The sequence below is a fragment of the Pseudomonadales bacterium genome, from assembly GCA_013215025.1.
GTDB lineage: Bacteria > Pseudomonadota > Gammaproteobacteria > Pseudomonadales > DT-91 > DT-91.
The window spans coordinates 1-15373 of record JABSRR010000027.1 but is presented as its reverse complement, the minus strand read 5'-3'; the positions used below and the strand labels follow the sequence as shown (position 1 = coordinate 15373).

The following is a 15373-nucleotide window of genomic DNA, read 5'->3' as shown; positions in this document are numbered from 1 at the left end:
GATAAGCAGCATTATGACGAAATGCTAGGTTTGCTGACGCCGATTGCGAAGGCCTTTATGACAGAGGTTGGCTTTGAGTCGGCAAACCTCGGCATGCAAATATTCGGCGGCCACGGCTTTATTAAAGAGTGGGGGCTGGAGCAAAATGTGCGCGATGCGCGGATTGCTATGTTATACGAGGGTACAACCGGTATTCAGGCCCTGGATTTACTTGGCCGTAAAGTTTTAGCCACGCAGGGTAAAACCTTGACTACCTTTATTAACGAGATTATTCAATTTTGCATGGAAAACAAAAATAACCCTGCATTAGCGGATTTCTTGCCAAGCCTTGAGGCTAAGGTAAAGGAGTGGGGCGAAATTACCATGGAAATTGGCGCCAAGGCGTTAAGCAATATGGAAGAAATTAACGCCGCCTGTGTGGATTACTTAATGTATTCAGGCTATGTCACCTATGCCTATTTCTGGGCCAAAGCGGCTGCGGTTGCGGCACAAAGCTTGGCTGAGGGTGATGCGGATGAGGCATTTTACCAAAGTAAAATCTACACCGCGCAATACTTCTTTCAGCGCTTGTTGCCACGCACCGAGTCACTCAAAACAACCATGTTGTCTGGCGTTGAAAACGTTCTCGATGAAGCTGTAAACCCATTTGTTTAATGCTTAACCTTGGCTGAGCCGCTTAGCATAGCCTAAGCAGGCTCGGGCCATACAATAAGGTCCTCTACTATGAATAGAGACGAAATGCTCACCACCATTGATGAGCAAAAAGTACTGGGCGGCTCTTGGCCCGGCATTCAACTGTATTATCCCCCGGTTAAATTCGCCACGCAGCATGATCGTTATGAGACCATGGATGAGGCTGCAAACCGTTTGCGCCGACGTGCACATGATACCCCGGCTAATACGCTGCTGTTTGACCTAGAGGATGGCTGTCAAAAAAAGGCAATGAGCCGAGATTTATTAAGGCAAGAGCTGCCCAACTTTCCTGCTGATCGTAAGTTTCAAATTGCCGTGCGGATTAACTCATTTCTGACTGAAGAGTATCAAGAAGATTTGAAAATGATTCGTGACTTGTCTGAATACATTGACGTGATTGTATTGGCCAAGGCAGGAGAGGTATATGGTGCGGCTGAAATTCGCGATTTGTCGGCATGGTTGGTTGGTGTAAATCCCAAAATCAGTATTCAGCCAATCTTTGAGCATCCTAAGTCGCTCAAGTTAGCGGCCGATATCATGCAATACCCAACCGTTAAGCATGTTATTTTTGGTATTCATGATTTCTCGAAGGCAATGGCTATTCACCTAACACCTGAGAACTGGATTCATGAGCTGCGTACCTATTTTCACATGATATTGCTTGAGGCGCGCATCGCCGGTAAAGGCGTGATTGGCGGAGTAGAGGTGCTGATTAATCAAAAGCCAATGCCTGAAGATTATATTGAGCCTGACGATGTACGACGCTGGCTAGATCTGCATGGCGATAGAGAGTCGCGGATAGTGCATAAGCATGCCGAAGAAGAAGCATTGATGGGCTTAACCGGTAAGCAGGTGATTCACCCTTTTCATATACATTTGTGTAAAACGGCGTTTACACCCTCGCCCAAACAGGTGGCTCGTAATACCCGTATTTTACAGGCGGCGATTGATGCTGATGCGCTACACGGTGGCGCGATAAAATTTGAGGGTGAAATGCTTGATCCGCCGATGTTCGGTAAAGCTTTGCAAACCCTTTTACGTGCTAATGCCTTAGGTGCCTTAGATAAAGATGATAAAGCCTTTGCGATGGACGTGTTGCGCATGTTGCCGCTGCAGGTTATCCGTGAAAACTGGCCATACGGGATTATTTGATCATGACAACGCCACTTGCTGCTACTGACGCTTGGCAATGGAATTTGCCAGCTACCTTAAATATTGGCGCCGCCTGTACCGATGCAGCGCTTGAAAACGGCTATGCTGACCGCATCGCGATGATTGTTGAAGATGATCAGCTAGGGCAAAGTCAATATACCTATGCAGAGCTGGCATCAGCCTCGAGCCGCTTTGCGCAAGCCCTGCTTAATCATGATGTTGCAGCTGGTGATCGTGTATTAGTGCGCTTGCCTAATTCATTAGCTTATCCAACAGCATTTTTTGGCACTATGAAAATGGGTGCGATTGCGGTGCCCACATCAACGCTGTTGGCTGCTTCAGAGGTTGAATATTTAGCTAAAGACTCGGGTGCTAAAGTGTTAGTGACAGCCAAGTCGATGTGGCCAGAGCTGAAAAGTTTTATCGAGTCTTATCAGGGTTTAGCGATTGTGTTTTTAGCCGGCCCAGGTGAGATGCCAAATTCTGATTGCAGCGCGACATTAGTTGATTTGGAGCACAGCTTGCAAAGCACGCACGAGCTGCAGCAGCTTGCGCAAACCGAGCCAAATGATCCGGCATATTTGGTCTATACCTCCGGTACCACAGGCTATCCAAAAGGCGTATTGCATGGCCATCGCTCGCTCTATGGTCGATTGCCGGCGAGCGAATATTGGTTTCAGTTTTTAGAGGATAATAGTCAAGGTCAAGAGCGTATTCTGCACTCTGGCAAGTTTAACTGGACCTATGTGCTTGGCTCGGCGTTGATGGATCCGCTGTTTCACGGTAAAACCGTTATTGTCTATGAGGGTAAAAACGATGCCGAGCTATGGCCAAGGCTGATCAAGCAATATGACTGCACAACCTTTATTGGTGTGCCGACTATTTATCGACAAATTATTCAAAAAACCGACATCTGCGGTGATGATTTACCAAGTTTAAAACATTGTATGAGCGCCGGTGAGCATTTGTCTGATGAAATGCTAATGGCCTGGCGTGAACGATTTGGTCGTGATGTTTATGAGGCGATAGGTATGTCTGAACTATCGTATTATATTTCACAGAACAAGTTTAATCCGATTCGCCCTGGCTCGGCCGGTTTTCCTCAGCCTGGCCACAATGTTACCTTGTTAGATGAAGCGCTGAAGGAGGTAGCCGTTGATGAAGAGGGGATGATTTGTATTCCTGATGATGATCCCGGGCTATTTCTAGAATATTGGCAGCTTGAAGAGGCAACCCAGCAGGCTAAGCATGACGGTTGGTTTTTTACCGGCGATTATGCGCGGCGCGATAACGATGGTTATATTTGGTTTCTGGGCCGTCGCGACGACATTATTAATACTTTTGGTTACCGCGTTTCGCCGCATGAAATTGAGCGAGTAATGAATACACATGAGGCTGTGGCAGAGTGTGTGGCGCTAGGTGAGGAAATTGCTAAAGATAAAATTATTGTTAGTCTCTGTGTGATTTTGTTGCCGGGGCAATCAGTCTCAGAAGAAGCGCTATTAGAGTTTGCAGAGGCTAATTTAGCAAAGTATAAAGCGCCGAAAAAAGTGTATTTAATGCAGGACTTTCCGCGTACTAAAAACAACAAGGTGATTCGTAAGCAGCTGGTCAAAGATATTGCCAGTGGCAGTTTACAAACCCTTTAACATGCAAAACAACTCTTTGATGAGAGTCACTTAAGGCAAGCTATGAACACTTACCGATCACGTCGCACCATGCTCTATGTGCCTGCACATATTGAAAAGCATATTGAAAAAGCGCGTTTACTACCGACCGACTCGATAATTTTCGATTTGCAGGAATCGGTGCCGCTGTCGCAAAAAGACATAGCGCGCGACACGCTGCAACAGTCTTTGCAAAATAGCGACTTTGGTTATTCTGAGAAAGTTATTCGTGTAAACCCATTGGTTAACGGCATTGGACAAAAAGATATTCAAGCTGTAGCGCAATTAGATGTAGATGCGATATTGTTTCCACGCGTTGAGTCAGCCGATAGCTTACGTGAATATATTCGTCTGTTAGATGAGGCAGGCGGTCAAGATAAGCACGTCATGGTAAATATTGAAAGTCCACTTGGCGTATTACGTAGTGAAGAAATTGCTGCCTGCTCTGACCGTATTGATGCGATTGTTATGGGCACGACCGATCTTGCTAATGAATTAAAGTTAAATCATACGATTGATCGCCTAGGCTTAATCGCGAGCTTAACACTGGCGATTTTAGCCGCGCGCGCACACGGCATTTGCATTATTGATGGCCCGCATCTGGATTTAAAAAATGTCAAAGCCTGTGAATTTGCTTGTCGACAAGCACGCGATTTGGGCTTCGATGGTAAGACAGTGATTCACCCTGTGCAGTTAACTTACAATAATGAGGCGTTTGCGCCACAGGAACAAGATATTGCATTGGCAAAACGTATATTGATTGCCTTAGAAGAGGCTGAGGCAAATAATAAAAGTGTAGCAGTTGTTGATGACCAATTGATCGAACCAAGCACACAAATTTGGGCTAAGCGGGTAATATCGATAGCCCAACATATTGAAAAGTTAAGTAAGTAGGTGAGNGATGTCTACAGCTAATAGCAGCAAGGCAGGGCAGGGCAACTTTTTTGAGGANTTCAGCATTGGCCAAGTTTTACATCACGCCACGCCTCGCACAATAACCGCAGGCGATGCTTCACTCTATACCGCGCTAACAGGTAGTCGATTTATCTTATCCAGCTCACAACAGGCGGCGCAAAGCATTGGCCATGATGCAGCTCTGGTTGATGATTTACTGTTGTTTCATATTGCCTTTGGCAAAACCGTCGACGATGTGTCGCTGAACGCAGTGGCGAATTTGGGCTATGCCGATATTCGCTTTATCACACCGGTATATATTGGCGATACTATCTCGGTTAGCTCAAGCGTAATTGGTTTACGTGAAAACCGCAACGGCAAGTCAGGCATTGTATATGTTGAGTCAGTTGCTCGTAACCAACATGATCAAACGGTGCTGCGATGGAATCGCTGGGTGATGGTGCATAAACGTGATGCGCAACATCCCACCGTGCCAAGCTCGGTGCCGGAGTTGCCAGAACAGGTGGCGCTGCAGCATTTACAGGTGCCAGAGCAGCTTGACTATAGTCAACTTTCGCTAGAGCTTTCAGGAAGCGCATATACCTTCGACGATTATGTTGAGGGCGAGATGATTGACCATATTGTTGGTATGACTATCGATGACAGTGATCACACCTTGGCGACAAAGCTGTATCAAAATAATGCTCGGGTTCATTTTGATCAGGTGCATATGCAAAACAGTCAGTTTAAGCAGCGCTTAATTTATGGCGGCCATATTATCTCTATTTGTCGAGCGCTCAGCTTTAACGGCTTAGCTAATGCTACCAATATCTTGGCGATCAATGGCGGTAGTCATCTGGCACCTACATTTGCCGGCGATACGATTTATGCACTGAGCCAGGTGGTAGAGAAAATAGACCTGCCAGGCAGAACCGACGTTGCGGCACTCAGATTAAATACTTGGGGGCTTAAGAATATTGCTGCTGAAGCGGTGCCCGAGATTTTTAATAAAGAAACAAAAAAATATCATGAAAACGTTGTGTTAGCGCTAGATTATACCGTTTTGATTCCTCGCTGACATAAATAATATAACCGTTAGGAGCTTATTATGAGCCAAGCCACACACCCTAAAGAAGCCCTTTTTTCAGGTGAAAAACCGTTTCCAATTATTCCAAGCTGTGAGCATTTTGCCGGCTCTGAAAAATTAATTCTGAAAGCCTTAGAAATGCAAGATAAGATTGGCCCAGTATTCGACATTACCTGTGATTGTGAAGATGGCGCTGCAACGGGTCAAGAGCAGGCACATGCAGAAATGGTTGTGAAAGTCTTGTCGAGTGATGCGAATAAGCATCATATGGCAGGCGTTAGAATTCATGATTTTTCTCATCCGCACTGGCAAAAAGATATCGACATTATTGTGCCAGGTATCGGCGACAAAGTTGCTTATATCACGCTGCCAAAATCAACAGAGTATGCACAAGTTAAAAGCATGATCGAATATCTGCAGACTAGCTGTGAAACGCATGGTGTATCGCGTGAGATTCCGGTGCACGTGCTAATAGAAACACATGGCGCTTTACGTGATATTCATCAAATTGCAACCCTGCCTTGGATTCAGGTGTTAGATTTTGGCATGATGGATTTCGTTTCAGGCCATCATGGCGCTATACCTGCTAGCTGTATGCGCAGCCCCGGCCAGTTTGATCATGAGCTATTGCGTCGCGCGAAAACCGAGGTTACCGCGGCGGCTCTGTGTAATGGTATTGTGCCAGCACACAATGTCACTTTGGACTTGAAAAGCCCATATCAAACCTTTGACGATGCCTCACGAGCGCGCAATGAATTTGGTTTTTTGCGCATGTGGAGTATCTATCCTACTCAAATTACCGCGATTGTTGACGCTATGAAGCCAGACTACTCAGAGGTGATTGATGGTGCCAATATTCTTATGGCGGCGCAGGATAAAGACTGGGGTCCTATTCAGTATCAAGGTGAGCTGCACGATCGTGCAACCTATCGTTACTATTGGGAGCTGCTACAAAAAGCAAAAATTACCAATATGCCTATTCCAGCTGAAGCAGAGCAGCGCTTTTTCGCGTAAATGTGAACATGCTTATGAATTGGCAGAGCAGTGCATAGCTTTTGCATTAGGCGACTGTACTAGCAAGCTGTTGCCCTTGCCTTGCAGTTGCCAATAGTCATTCTGATAGCCGAAGCCTGAAGCTGTGCGCATTTGTTGCAGGCTGTAGCGCTGGGATTGATACATCATGCTTGCAGTTTGCTGCTGTGGATCAAACTGCAGCTGCAACAGCGCGCCATTATCACAGCTGTAATCAATCCAAGCTGGGCCTGTAGACTGTTGCTGAGCTTGCTGGCAGGCAATAAATACAATCGGCACAGCAAGCATGGCTAGCGATTTTATTCGATTACGCCAAAGGCGATTATGCATTGATAAAGTCCTTTTCTAAGGGTCTGCAGCTTTGGCTAAGCAGCGTGCTTTTTACAGTAGCTTCACAGCTGACAACAGTGCTTACTCAGACACGGTAACGCTTACTCAGACACGGTAACGCCTTTCCAAAACGCCACATATCCTTTGATATGCGCTGCCCGAGGCTTAGGCTCGGCATAATACCATGCAGCATCAGGGTTGTGATGATCTTGAACCTGAATATCATAATAATTGGCCGTGCCTTTCCAGCCACAGCTGCTGGTTGTTGCTGACGCTGAAAAATACTGCATATTTACGTCGGCGGCAGGAAAATAGTGATTTCCTTCGACCACCACGGTATTGTCGCTTTGAGCGATGACGGTATCTTGCCATATTGCTTGCATATTAAGCCTCCAGTTGATGCAGCCATCTTTAACTTGTGTGCTAAAAAGCTAATAGCATGTGCAAACTCAGATCTGCTTTTATTGCATACGCTGAACAACCGCAGGGCGATGAGTGGCCCAAAGCACTAGCGCAATTAATGGCAGCTGCATGGCTACCCGTAACCATGCTGCCCAGTCAGGTAGGGTTTTGCCGAACATTGGGATGCGCTCAAGCGCCATATAAATATTGGCCGGCAGCACCGCCAATAAAAAGCAGGCGATCAACAGGCCGGTTAATGGGTGCTGTTTGTTTTGCAATAAGTAAAGCGCAAAGCCAAATTCCATCAGACCCGTCAGCCAGACCAGTTCAAGCGCATACGGCAGCGGGGTAATCCGAGCCAGCTCGCTGTCATAGATGAAGTGCATCAGCCCCGCGGCAAAAAAACCGACGCTCAGCAGATACACGGTCAGTTGCTTATAATGCTGGCTATTTCTGGACATCAGCTGAGGTTTGTTTTGCCATGGTGCGTGCAAAGAGTTGTGCAAACAGCGAATGCAGCATCGAAGGCATTAGTCGTTTTAATATCTCAACCGCATGGGCATCAAGGCCCACGACCAGACGCTGTTTTTTGCGTTTTACCGCACGGATAATTTTTTTTGCTAACAGCTCAGGCTCAATCGCAGTTTTTGCAGTGAGTTTGGCCAGCTGCTGTGTCAATTTGGGGTTATCCGAGTCTTCAATCGCCTTTTCAATGATGGCGGTGCGAACTGCGCCAGGGTGCACGCACATTACATGCACGCCGCTATGCTTAAGTTCGGCATATAGGCTTTCGCTTAAGCTGCGAACCGCACTTTTGGTTAAGCTATAGCCGGCTTGATATGGCAGACCCAAGAAGCCGGCAAGGCTTGAGATATTGATAATGCTGCCCTGGGTTTTCTCTAACGCAGGCAAAAAATAATGACTGCTATATATAACTGACCAGAGATTTACCCCAATAATTTTTTGCCAATGCTCCAACTGATAACTTTTGAATGCACGCGTGATGGTTAGCCCCGCGTTATTAAACAAGTAATCCACTTGCCCATGCTCAGCAATGACCGCATCAACCAATGCCTGCATTGCGGCTGCATCACTGACATCAGCGCAGTGTGTGCTAATACTTGGCTTGCTGCTAGTGTTGCTGTTCTCGGTGCTGCTTACATTGGTGCTGCTGAGGGTGCTTAGCTGCTGCTTCGCCTTGGCTAGGGCTTGACTGTCAATATCAACCAGCGCCACGCTAACTTGCTCGTCTAATAGCGCTGTTGCGATTGCCATACCTATGCCGCCAGCGCCGCCGGTAATCACTGCGGTCTTTGCCATAAGCTGCTCCTTGTTTATTGTTATTGCGTATGCATCGCTAACGACAAGCTTAAAGTTTATTTTTAGCTTTGTCGATTTCTAATAAAAGTGCGGGCAGTAATAACACGTCGAGCACAAAAGCGGCGATTAAAATCATTGCAGTGACGCCGCCTAATGCGCTGTTGGCAACAATTTTTGACAGCGATAAAATCCAGAACCCTGACGACAGTACCAAGGTGGTAATTACCAGTGCTGGACCAACTTGCTTGAAAGTAGAGCGAATCGCGGCTTCACTGTTAAAGTGATTTTGATGCAGCGCTTTTTTATATTTTGATAAGAAATGCACGGTATCATCAACCACGATTCCGATAGTAATGATAACCACGCAGGTAAGCCCTAAGCCTATTTCGCCTTTATAGATATACCAGGCGGCAAAGCCGAACGCGGCGGGCATTAAATTAGGGATGAGACTAATAACGCCGTAACGTACAGAGCGCAGCACCAGCAGTAAAATCATCGAAATAATGGTAAGAGCGACCACTGAGCCTTTAAGCGAACTGCTTAGGCTGTCCTCACTTAAGTGCGCCCAAATAATGCTCATCGACGCGCCGAGATGCTGCATATTGCTTGGTAAGTTTTCGGCCTGCCAGGCATTGATGCGTTGTTCGATCGCAATCAGCTGCTGAGTATCGATTGACGGCATCGATATGACTAACCGTGAGCGGGATTTATCGAGTGTGAGTTGATCATTTAAGTCGAGCCCAAACGGCAACGACATTTCATACATGAGAATATATTGCGCAATCAAGGCGCGATTTTCTGGAATGCGATAAAATTGCGGGTCACCGTTATGCATGGTTTGATTTAGGCGTTTCACCACATCGGCAAAGCTGTAGACGCTTTTAATTTCTGGCTGTGCGCGCAAGAACTCGGCAAATCGATCCAAATGCATCAGGTATGCTGGCTCGGCAATGCCATAGGCTTCGCCGGCGTCAAGATCATAATTGGCGGTGTATAGTGCGCCAAAGTGCTGATCAATATTGTTAGTATCGCTGCGAAAAATATGTGGCTCGTGAATCATCTCACTAAAGCGATCATTCAGCTGATTCCTAAAGCTTAAAAATACCGCCGCGATCGTTGCGAAGACCATAACTAGTAGCACTTTGCGCTGATGCGCAATTACCCAGTCACCCAGAGCAAGCATTAGGTTTTCCAGCCGATTCTCGCTGCTGCGGTGTGCCTTAAACGGTAAAATACTGACTAAACATGGCAATAGCGTGAGTGAAAATAGCCAGGATAAAAACGTACCAATCGCTGCCGCATTACCCAGGGCAACTGCCGGCGGTAAGTCATTAAAGTTTAAACTCAAAAAGCCTACCATGGTGGTAAGACTGGTCATGGATACGGCGAATAAATTGATCGATAAGCTGCGCTGGATGGCCTGTGCTTTTGCATGTTCGCGCAGCTCAACAAATAATTGGGTGAAAATATGAATGCAGTGGGCAACGGTAATGGTAATGCTGATAATCAAGGCGTTAATGGCTAGCATTGAGTATTCAATGCCGAACCATGCGCCAAGTCCTAAGGCGCTAATGCCGCCTAGCATCGCAACAATTAAGGAAACGAGTACCGAGTAAACACTTTTTAACAAGCCGCCAATCAGTATGAACATTAAGGCAAACATTAACGGCATCATTAATGAAACATCTTGAATCGCAATCAAGATATTGTGGTAATTTGACATCAGATTGCCGGTTTGACTGATATAAATATCAGGGTATTGCTGCTCTAGCTGCGCTTCTAAGGCGTAGCTTTGCTCAATCACGGCGTTGTGCAGATCTCGCGCATCGGCATCAACATTTAACGACATAATGATGGCTGCATGTTTGCCGTCGGGTGAGATCAGTCGGTTGCGAAGGCTCGCATCGTTAAGCGCAATGGCTTGCCGTTGCAATAGCTGCTGTGGTTGCTGCAAAACTGCCTGCGGGAATAAGTCTTCAACGATTAGCTCGTCATCGTCAGTAAAGGTGTGTTGATAATTGCTAACGCTGTCGACACGACGCACCCCAGTCATTAACCATGCCTGTTCCGTGGCATCGATAATCGCCTGCAGGTGATCAGCGCGAAACATATTGTCTTGCTTGGCCGATAGCATCATCACAATGCGAAAGTCTCGGCCGTAGGTTTCTTCGTAGGCAGCAAAGCGCTCAAATGGCGGGTGCCCGGGTTTAAAATAGCTGCGCGGCGAGGCGTCAAAGCTGAAGTGCTGCAGACCCAGCACGGAAAAAACGACCAGCGCTATTGAGCTAAGTGCGAGAAGAAAACGGCAGCGATAAATAAAAGCGATAAAGGCGTCGGCTGAAAACATAATGGCTAGACTGGCTTAAAAAGCAATCATCCTAGCCCAATCCCGCGCCGCTATCGAGTGACAGACTGTTTAGGATTTACAGGTCGAGGCCAAAAGCGACGATAAAACGATAGTCGTCTTGTTCCGGAATAACGCCATCATCATTGGCTTTAGGCAGCTCAGTGCGCTCCCAAACTAGTGAGAGATCGAGATCCACTAAGCTGGTAATGTCGAGATTAATGCCGGTGGTCATAAAGTGGGTGTAGCGGCCAGAGCGATCATTCACGAAATTCGCATTATAGTCGTGATATAGCTCAATATCTTTGTTGAAGTCCCATGAGATATTAGAGGTCACAACCCAAGCTGGAGTGCTTTCACGTTTGTCATCGTCATCGCTAACGCTATTAAAGCGAGTTTCTTGGTAAGCAGGGCCCATGATAATGCGCCACTCTAATGACGGTCGGTCGATCAGCTGGTAACCAAGGCCGGTACCAATATTGTACTTGTAGGCAATGTTTTGAAAATTATCGCTGAGATATTCACCAAACACCGGTCGCAAGAAGATTCTCTCACTGAGGAAAAAATCCCAGGCGGCTGAAGAGCGGCGGTTATCGGCGGTTGTGATATCGTCATTTTCGGTATAGTTAGCGCTGTAGTCGAAGACGAAGCGGTTGGCAATCGTTCGCCGCTGCACTTCTAGTTTTGTATTCAGGTCATATTGGTCAGAGTTGCCTTCACGATAGGTTGCGCCAAGCTGATACTGCACTGACCAGTGTAATCTCTCTTGCGGCCCGCCCGGGGTAATGGTCATGATCTGGCTAACTAAAAAAGGCTCGCCAGCAATGCTGCCCTCATCGCCATTAATCAGTAGGCGGCCCTCTCGATCAGTTTGGCCGTTCAGCCTGATTGCCATCGGCCCAGCCGAGCGCAACTGCTGCACATCTTCCCAATCAATCATCAAGGTATCGAGCACATCGGATTCAAATTCCATCTCTTCTTCATACATAGCGATGATATCGCCCTTTAGCCACTCACCAGAGACTAACTGTACCCAGTCCCAGTTTTCCTGTTCAGCAACGGGAGGTTCAAAGCTTTGTGCGTAAGCTGGAGCAGCTAGAATGGCCATAATGAGTGTTAACGTTAGTACCAAAGATGTTTGTGCAAATTTAAGCATTAGCGCATCTCTTCGCGGAGCTGGCGGATCACGTCAACCGTATTGGGCCGCTGTTGACGCCACTGGTAAAACGACTCGGCGGCTTGTTCAACCAACATACCGAGGCCGTCAGCTAGTTGGCTGCTGCCAAGTTCAGAGGCCCATGCAAGAAATACGGTGAGCTGTTTACCATACATCATATCGTAGCAGCAGCTATTAGGACCGACGATCGCCTTCGGTACAGGTGGTAATTCATCGGATAAGCTTGCCGAAGTGCCATTGATAATAATATCTGCAGCATGCCAAGGCAGTTCTTCAAAGCCCAAGCCTTCGATGTCGACTGAGTGGCCAAAAGCGGTAGCTAGCTGTTTTGCCTTGCTTGGGGTGCGATTGGCAATGAGGATGCGTTTCGGCTGCTGCTCGATTAGCGGGCCGAGAATGCCGCGAACTGCACCGCCAGCCCCCAGAATCACCACGTTGCGCTGCTTGATTTGCCAGCCATGATTGCTCATCATGTCTTGTATAATGCCTTGGCCATCGGTGTTGTCGCCGAGGATTGAGCCATCGGCTTGCGCAATCAGCGTATTTACCGCGCCCGCTTGGCGTGCGCGTTTAGTCAATGCGTTAGCATATTGGTAAGCTTCTAATTTAAATGGCACAGTAATGTTGAGTCCCCTGCCACCTGATTCAAAAAATGCCGTGCAAGCATCGTCAAAGCCATCAAGCGGCACCAGCTGTTTACTGTATTGCATTGCCTGAGCCGTTTCTGCGGCAAAGGCCGTGTGTATATCGGGCGACTTACTGTGTGCGATTGGGTTGCCAAATACGGCATAGCGCTGTGTCATATTAAACCCATTCTCTAGGTGTTTGCAGGGCCGCTAACAGTTTAGCTTCCTCACTATTCTCTGCTACCTGCCATTGATAGTCCCATTTTACGGTAGGTGGCAGCGACATCAGGATCGATTCGGTGCGGCCGCCGGATTGCAGTCCAAATAGTGTGCCGCGGTCAAATACTAAGTTGAACTCAACATAGCGGCCACGTCGATACAGCTGGTATTGTTTGTGTGCTTCGCTGAACGCTTGATTTTGCCGGCGCTCAACAATCGGCATATACGCTTTAACAAAGCTGTTACCTACAGACTGCATGAAAGCGAAGGACTGCTCAAAGCCTAAATCATTAAAGTCATCAAAAAATAACCCACCTAGACCACGCGCTTCTTGTCGATGCTTAAGAAAAAAATATTCGTCGCACCATTGCTTATAACGAGGATAATATTCAGCGCCAAAAGGCTCGCAGGCCTGTTTGGCGGTTTGATGCCAGTGCTTGGCATCTTCTTCGTATAAGTAATACGGGGTTAAATCATAGCCACCACCAAACCACCAAACAGGTTCGGCATCGGGTTTTTCTGCGATAAAAAAGCGAACATTAGCATGCGCAGTAGGAATTTTTGGATTATCGGGGTGCATCACTAACGATACGCCCATGGCTTGAAAGCTGCGACCAGCTAGCTCGGGTCGGTGCGCGGTGGCTGATGCAGGCATATCCTCGCCAAACACATGGGAAAAATTGACGCCGCCTTTTTCAAATATACGACCGTTGCGAATGACTCGGCTTATACCGCCGCCACCTTCGGGGCGATCCCACTGATCGGTTTCGAATTGTGCTGCGCCATCAAAGCTCTGCAATTGTTGACAAATTGATTGCTGTAGTGAAAGTAGATAGGTTTTGACATGGTCGATGTTGACGTCAGTCATAAATATTCCTGGTTATTTAGTGCCTTAAGATACGCTGGCTTTCGGCGTCAATTATACGGCTAGGGCGCAGCTCATTGCCAACGCTGCCTTGGCATATCTGTAATTGTTTCTGCTGCAGCGCCGCACGAAAATAGCGCCAAACTTGAAAAGCGTGTTTGGCAGGTTGCTTGCCCTGCGGGTTCAATGAGGTTGAAACTAATGGTGTGCCGCTTTGGTGGATTAATTGTTGCACCAGCTGATGTTCGCAGATGCGAACGGCTAGCTTAGCGTGCTGACCCATGATCCAGCTTGGCATTGCCCCAGGCTTTATATTAACCAGATAGCTCGTTACCCGCGGGCCTTGCTCTATCTGAATCGGCGAGCTTAGATAAGGCGCCAGCTGCGCATAGTTAGCAAATAGCACAATCACGCCTTTGGCTGGGTCGCGACGTTTCAACTGCAGGATTGTTTCAAACGCCCGCTGATTAAAGGGATCGCAGCCTAAACCCCAAACGGCTTCAGTAGGGTAGGCCAGAACGCCGCCTTGTTGCAAACAAAGTGCTGATTGAGAGACTGATAATGACATCGGGTAATTATACGCGATTCAATTCACCGCACCAAAGTATCCTCGAACTAGATGCGCCAAAACAAGCTGTGTTCATGACAAATCTCACCCGCCATCTCAAGCTGCATTAACTGCGCTGAAAGCTGTTCGGTGGGCAACTGGAATTGAGTCGACAAGGTATCAAAGTGGGTGGCTTGATAAGGCATCTCACTCAGCATTTTTAGCAGCTCTGGGTTTAAGTTTGCCGATGGCTGTTTATCGACGACATTCATGCTGAGCGCAATGTTTAAGTGCTGCAGAATATCCTCGGTGCTGGTGACTAAATTAGCACCCTGCTGAATCAAGTAATGGCAGCCTGCCGCCTTAGCATCGCTGATGCTACTCGGCAGCGCAAATAGCTCGCGGTTTTGCTCTATAGCGCAGCGCGCTGTGATTAGTGAGCCACTATTGCGGGCGGCCTCGATAATGCATACACCAAGGCTCAAACCGCTGATAAGTCGGTTGCGCCTTGGAAAGAACTCACGTCTAGGCGTGATGCCAGGGGCAAATTCCGATATGCAAGCACCTTGCTGAAAGGCCTGCTCAAATAGCTTGGCATTGGAGCGAGGGTAGATGTGGTCAAGACCATGCGCCATGACGGCCACCGTTTGCTGCTTAGCCGCCAGTGCACCAAGGTGCGCGCAGCTATCAACGCCAACGGCAAGACCGCTGCAAATGACTAAGCCAGCCTGTGCAAGCTGATGTGCAAAATTGTAAGCATGTTGCTGAGCTGCCTGGCTTGCCTTGCGTGCGCCAACGATGGCAAGCAAGGGCTTATTTAGGGCGTTAACATCCCCCTTTACATACAATACCAGAGGTGGATGGTGAATATGCCTTAACGGCTTAGGATATCTTCTGTCGAAGATAGGTATTATCGCGATACCTTGTTGTGCGCAGCGTTCTCTTTGCTGCTGAACTTCGATCACGATTGGGTGTGAAGAGCGTTTGCATTGGATAGCTAAAATTTGCTCGACAACGG

Annotated in this window: 16 protein-coding genes; 6 read left to right on the top strand and 10 right to left on the bottom strand. The window is 47.5% G+C overall.

Going from position 1 to position 15373, the window contains the following annotated elements; all coding sequences use genetic code 11:
• The 6 genes from HRU21_03655 to HRU21_03630 form a co-directional block, all read left to right on the top strand.
• Window positions 1-654, top strand: a 654-nt coding sequence (locus tag HRU21_03655) for an acyl-CoA dehydrogenase C-terminal domain-containing protein (GenBank protein NRA41386.1), incomplete at its 5' end; no start/stop codon positions are given.
• Between the two features lie 69 nt (window positions 655-723).
• Entirely contained in the window at window positions 724-1845 is a 1122-nt protein-coding gene (locus tag HRU21_03650; GenBank protein NRA41385.1) for an aldolase, read from the top strand.
• Window positions 1846-1847: 2 nt separating this feature from the next.
• A complete protein-coding gene (locus HRU21_03645) occupies window positions 1848-3494 on the top strand; it encodes an acyl-CoA synthetase (protein ID NRA41384.1) in 1647 nt (548 codons plus the stop codon).
• Window positions 3495-3536: 42 nt separating this feature from the next.
• Window positions 3537-4406 carry a CoA ester lyase gene (locus HRU21_03640; protein NRA41383.1) on the top strand — a complete coding sequence of 290 codons (870 nt, stop codon included), beginning with the start codon at window positions 3537-3539 and terminating at the stop codon, window positions 4404-4406.
• Window positions 4407-4413: 7 nt separating this feature from the next.
• A complete protein-coding gene (locus tag HRU21_03635) occupies window positions 4414-5484 on the top strand; it encodes a MaoC family dehydratase (protein NRA41382.1) in 1071 nt (356 codons plus the stop codon).
• A gap of 30 nt (window positions 5485-5514) precedes the next feature.
• Window positions 5515-6507 carry a CoA ester lyase gene (locus HRU21_03630; protein NRA41381.1) on the top strand — a complete coding sequence of 331 codons (993 nt, stop codon included), beginning with the start codon at window positions 5515-5517 and terminating at the stop codon, window positions 6505-6507.
• A 12-nt stretch (window positions 6508-6519) separates the two neighbouring features.
• Here the strand turns inward: HRU21_03630 and HRU21_03625 are convergent, their stop codons facing one another.
• From HRU21_03625 to dprA, 10 genes are all read right to left on the bottom strand, one after another.
• Complete coding sequence (locus HRU21_03625) at window positions 6520-6855, bottom strand: MliC family protein (protein NRA41380.1); 336 nt, start codon at window positions 6853-6855, stop codon at window positions 6520-6522.
• A 101-nt stretch (window positions 6856-6956) separates the two neighbouring features.
• Window positions 6957-7238 carry a DUF427 domain-containing protein gene (locus HRU21_03620; protein NRA41379.1) on the bottom strand — a complete coding sequence of 94 codons (282 nt, stop codon included), beginning with the start codon at window positions 7236-7238 and terminating at the stop codon, window positions 6957-6959.
• 78 nt (window positions 7239-7316) lie between these two features.
• Window positions 7317-7718, bottom strand: a complete 402-nt coding sequence (locus HRU21_03615; protein NRA41378.1) for a hypothetical protein — start codon at window positions 7716-7718, stop codon at window positions 7317-7319.
• The gene (locus HRU21_03610; protein NRA41377.1) at window positions 7705-8577 is read right to left on the bottom strand and encodes an SDR family oxidoreductase; all 873 of its coding nucleotides are present in this window, start codon (window positions 8575-8577) and stop codon (window positions 7705-7707) included. Before HRU21_03610 ends, HRU21_03615 begins: the two co-directional genes overlap by 14 nt.
• A 49-nt stretch (window positions 8578-8626) precedes the next feature.
• Entirely contained in the window at window positions 8627-10924 is a 2298-nt protein-coding gene (locus HRU21_03605; protein ID NRA41376.1) for an MMPL family transporter, read from the bottom strand.
• A 76-nt stretch (window positions 10925-11000) separates the two neighbouring features.
• Window positions 11001-12077, bottom strand: a complete 1077-nt coding sequence (locus HRU21_03600) for a DUF481 domain-containing protein (protein ID NRA41375.1) — start codon at window positions 12075-12077, stop codon at window positions 11001-11003.
• Window positions 12077-12901 carry a shikimate dehydrogenase gene (gene aroE, locus HRU21_03595; GenBank protein ID NRA41374.1) on the bottom strand — a complete coding sequence of 275 codons (825 nt, stop codon included), beginning with the start codon at window positions 12899-12901 and terminating at the stop codon, window positions 12077-12079. The genes HRU21_03600 and aroE overlap by 1 nt, the downstream gene beginning before the upstream one ends.
• A gap of 1 nt (window position 12902) precedes the next feature.
• Entirely contained in the window at window positions 12903-13811 is a 909-nt protein-coding gene (hemF, locus tag HRU21_03590; GenBank protein ID NRA41373.1) for an oxygen-dependent coproporphyrinogen oxidase, read from the bottom strand.
• A 16-nt stretch (window positions 13812-13827) separates the two neighbouring features.
• A complete protein-coding gene (locus HRU21_03585; GenBank protein NRA41372.1) occupies window positions 13828-14376 on the bottom strand; it encodes a Sua5/YciO/YrdC/YwlC family protein in 549 nt (182 codons plus the stop codon).
• 47 nt (window positions 14377-14423) lie between these two features.
• Window positions 14424-15373: DNA-protecting protein DprA (gene dprA / locus HRU21_03580; protein NRA41371.1), on the bottom strand; the 950-nt coding region annotated here is incomplete at its 5' end.